Source organism: Flavobacterium frigidimaris (assembly GCF_002217275.1).
GTDB classification, from domain to species: Bacteria; Bacteroidota; Bacteroidia; order Flavobacteriales; family Flavobacteriaceae; genus Flavobacterium; species Flavobacterium aquidurense.
Genome location: NZ_MUGV01000055.1, coordinates 1 through 3,861, shown reverse-complemented (window position 1 = coordinate 3,861; position 3,861 = coordinate 1). Strand labels below are relative to the sequence as shown.

Sequence of the window (3,861 nt, the reverse complement as noted above, 5' to 3'; positions counted from 1 at the left end):
ACAGGACATCCAAACCAAATTCATACAGCCAATGAAAGACAGCCCTTACTTCCAGTACGCCAATCTTTTCAAATCTTCCATAAATTTTGTTGAAATTTGTCCCGTTGAGGTCACAAATTAAAAGCTCCAAATCAATGATTTGGAGCTTTTTTTTATGTTTTTACACCTTAATTTGTACCTGATTTATTTAAAAAAATAGTTCCAGATTCAGCATTCCAACAATTCCGTTAGCGCCAACAACAGTTGGATAGCTTAAATATCCCACAGGGGAATTCTCTACATATAAAACCTCAGGATTTATTCGAAGTACCCTATTCTTCAGTACATACCAATTGAGTCCGCAGGTAAGTTCCCAAGGTTTTCCATATTCACCATCTATATAAGAATAGGTACTGTACAGCTGCAGCGTTTTATTTATCAACATCCCAGACGCCTGTAAAGCATAACCACTATCAAAAAGTTCTTTGACAGGTAATGGACCTGTTGATTCAAAATCATTTACCCACCTGATATAATATTCCAAATCAAGAGATAAGCCTTTGTATTTTAGGCCTCCATTAAATGAAGTCATTTGATATTTGGCAGAAAGTAACTGATTGCCATTTCCAAAAGCATCTAAAGAAAAAACACCTGTACCATCAGACAGTCTAATTTGTGAATTTTCCGGATCTTCAGTACCTGGCTGGGATTGTCTTGTTTCTTTACTTGTAGTATAAGCTCCACCCAAGAGAGTCGCTAATTTTTCATGTCTTTCAAAATCACCAAAATTCGCAACCCTGCCATAATTATTGGTAGTCCACCAGACTGAGGTACTAAAAGTATTAAAACCATTGTCTAATTGACCGGCATCAACTCCCAATTGACTTAAATTATTACCAAGCATTGTTTTATAATATAGTCCATCTGTAATTTCTCCCTGAGCCCATATACCTGTAGTAAATGATCCTCTGAAAAATTCTTCTGCCATAGGCCTGGCATCTTGTCGAAGCCAAAAAGGCCAGTTTCCTATTAATGAGCGACTGGTTGGCAAACTCCCAATACCGGCTCCTATATCAAAATGTTTATTGATTTCATATTGCAGGTTTCCCGCCACTACCACCTGAGCACCCTGCCCCTGATTTGCATTTGCAGACCACACATATAGGAGATATCTGAATTTTGGATCGATAAGCCAACCTTTAAAATAAATAACTGCTTTTTGAAACTGCAGATCATTTCTTTTATCTATAGTTGAGGTGTGTCCTAAATGATTTGTATAAGTGTCATCCAGTGCACCTTGATTTAAATAACGAATTGTTACATATGGTGAAATAGTAAGGGTTGCTTTCTTACCGTTCGCTATAAGAAATCCAGAACCTGGACGATGATCATTTTGTTTTTGTTCACCTATACTATCCACTGCAATGGGATTAGAAGGAATTTGCGACCAGACTGGCATACAACATACAATTAATAAAACAACATATAAAAGTTTTGATCGCATGATTTTATTTATTTAGCATTAATCTCTACTGGCTTACATCTTTAATTTTTTACATTTATTTTTTCCCATTCCCTTACTTTTTTACGGGCACTATCAAATAGTCTTTCATAGTTTCCTTTTCTTATCTTCTCACTTGTTTCTGGCGTAAGCGCCTTCCAAAAAGGCGCGTACATATCATATACGGCCAAATAAAATTTTTGATCCGGAGGTGCCACTACGTCTGTTCCAAATAAAAACCGATCAGAATACTTGTTCATAACATCAGCACTTTTTTTAATGGTTTCCGGAGTTGCTACTATGTATTTTGCTACTTCATCCCATGATATATCAAAATAAACATGCTTTAAAGCAGGATCTTCTAATATCTCTTTTACAATATCTATGTGATTTGGTGGTCTCTGTCCTATTTCACTGTCTGGAGATGCACCATAACCCACCGGATGAACAATACGTCCAAGGCCTATATGAGCCCATATAATGGTAGTCTGCGGATGACGCTTCAAAACATCTTTCATCTGTGTCAGATAAGCTGGTTCTGTTTTTGGTTTTGCCATTGGCATATCCATGTCATTATGTAATACCACTACAAGACCTACTTTACCGGCAAAATCCAGTATACTGTCCAGAGCCGGATTGGTTAAACTTGCTACTTCTCCAGCCACTTTTGAGGAAACAAATTCTTTATGAATTGAGAATTCACCTATTCCTGTAAAAACACCCGGAAAAGTTTTCAGAACACGTTCTATATGTTTATAAGCATACATATCTGCAGGATTAAATCCGATAATCATGGGATCAAATCTATCTTGCTGCTCTTTTGTGAGCGACTTGTATTGCATTGCGATATAGGCATCGGTAAAAGAATAATAGTATAAGGGCGCATCTGTCTGCAGATAATACGACGGACTGAATTTACCGGAATTCTGATATGACCATTGCTGTTGGAGCGGAATTCCAAATAAAGTTGACCGACCCACTTTATCCCCCATTATCTCTAAAAATTTTGCAGCTGTGATTCCTTCCTGAATATAATTAGTGAGATGAAAATGGCTATCATTATATAAATAGCCATTCTCTTTAGCTTTACTTTGTCCTGTTACAACAGTTGCCTGTAAATAAAAGGAAAGTATAATTAAAAGCAATTTTGATTGTACTTTTATTGTATTCATTTGGGTAGAGATTAAATGAATTTTTACTGATTTTTAGGATAGTGCTTATTTATTTCTTTTTTGGAGTTACATGATAAGGGTTAACATCAAGCTCTTTTACAATATCAAAGATTGTTTTTTGTGCTTTTACACTGTTTCCAACTTCATTCAGCGGAGGTGAAATAACAGCTATTCCGAATTTACCCGGACAAACTGCAATGATTCCACCACCTACACCACTTTTTCCTGGTAAACCTACCGCGTAAAGCCATTGGCCCGAATCATCATATAAACCAGCTGTGGACATAATTCCCATAGTAAAAGCGCAGGTTTCCGGCGAAACTACTTTCTCTCCTGTTACCGGATTTATTCCTCCGTTAGCAAGGGTTGATGCCATAACGGCAAGATCTTTAGCATTTACATTTATTGCACATTGTTTGGTATAAACATCTGTAGACTGAACAGGGTCAAAATACAAACGACCATAAGCATATAATAAATGGGCAATTGCCTGATTACGCAGATTATCTCCTGCCTCACTAATATACACTGGCATGTTTAATTTTAATTTTGTTCCCGCAAAGGCATTATGCGTGTCCAGAATATTTTTCCATTTTGCTACTGAATCATTTCCTTTTACCATACTCACGGCTGCAATTGCACCTGGATTAACCAGTGGATTGATCTCTTTTCCTTTTTGAAGTTCTATAGCTACAATGGAATTAAATCGAAGTCCCGTCGCATCAACACCAATTTTTTCAGCTAAAGCTCTTGGTCCGGATTCTTCTATCACACGGGCAAGGGTAAATACTTTTGAAATAGACTGAATCGATACTCTTTCATCCAGGTTTCCTTTAGTATATACTTTCCCATCGACTGTTACAATTGCGATTCCATAAATATTGGAATCCACAGTTGCCAATTCTTTTATATAATCAGCGTTTTTACCTTCTTTAAGATCTTTGTATTTGGTATACGCATGATCAATCGCTGCCTGATAACCAGGTTCTTTTTGAGCTTTTGCTTCAAATAACGGAACTAATATTATTAGTATAAAAAAAATAATATTGAATTGATTTTTAGTTTTCATTTTCTATGATTTATATAATGAGTTTATTTTTTATAAAAGACCTCTGCAAAATTATATTTGAAAGATAATTGCACTTTTGTAATAGAAGTACTCCAGCCATCTCTGAAATTCTCACGGTCGCCCCATTGAAATTCAGCTCC

General features: G+C 36.3%; 3 protein-coding genes. All 3 read right to left on the bottom strand.

Translation table 11 applies throughout. From position 1 onward, the window contains the following. Positions 1–187 precede the first annotated feature (187 nt). Genes B0A65_RS22730 through glsA form a run of 3 tightly spaced genes read right to left on the bottom strand, consistent with a single transcriptional unit; the run spans position 188 to position 3,721 of the window. The gene (locus tag B0A65_RS22730; protein WP_207556490.1) at positions 188–1,483 is read right to left on the bottom strand and encodes a hypothetical protein; all 1,296 of its coding nucleotides are present in this window, start codon (positions 1,481–1,483) and stop codon (positions 188–190) included. 41 nt (positions 1,484–1,524) lie between these two features. Then, positions 1,525–2,652, bottom strand: a complete 1,128-nt coding sequence (locus tag B0A65_RS22725) for an amidohydrolase family protein (RefSeq protein ID WP_074658172.1) — start codon at positions 2,650–2,652, stop codon at positions 1,525–1,527. A 49-nt stretch (positions 2,653–2,701) separates the two neighbouring features. Continuing rightward, positions 2,702–3,721, bottom strand: a complete 1,020-nt coding sequence (gene glsA / locus B0A65_RS22720; protein ID WP_083370388.1) for a glutaminase A — start codon at positions 3,719–3,721, stop codon at positions 2,702–2,704. Between the last annotated feature and the right edge of the window lie 140 nt (positions 3,722–3,861).

What these genes read in the sequence shown, in the direction of transcription:
- glsA (WP_083370388.1), bottom strand. Translation starts at nt 3,721, where the DNA reads ATGAAAACTAAAAATCAATTCAATATTATTTTTTTTATACTAATAATA.
- B0A65_RS22730 (WP_207556490.1), bottom strand. Translation starts at nt 1,483, where the DNA reads ATGCGATCAAAACTTTTATATGTTGTTTTATTAATTGTATGTTGTATG.
- B0A65_RS22725 (WP_074658172.1), bottom strand. Translation starts at nt 2,652, where the DNA reads ATGAATACAATAAAAGTACAATCAAAATTGCTTTTAATTATACTTTCC.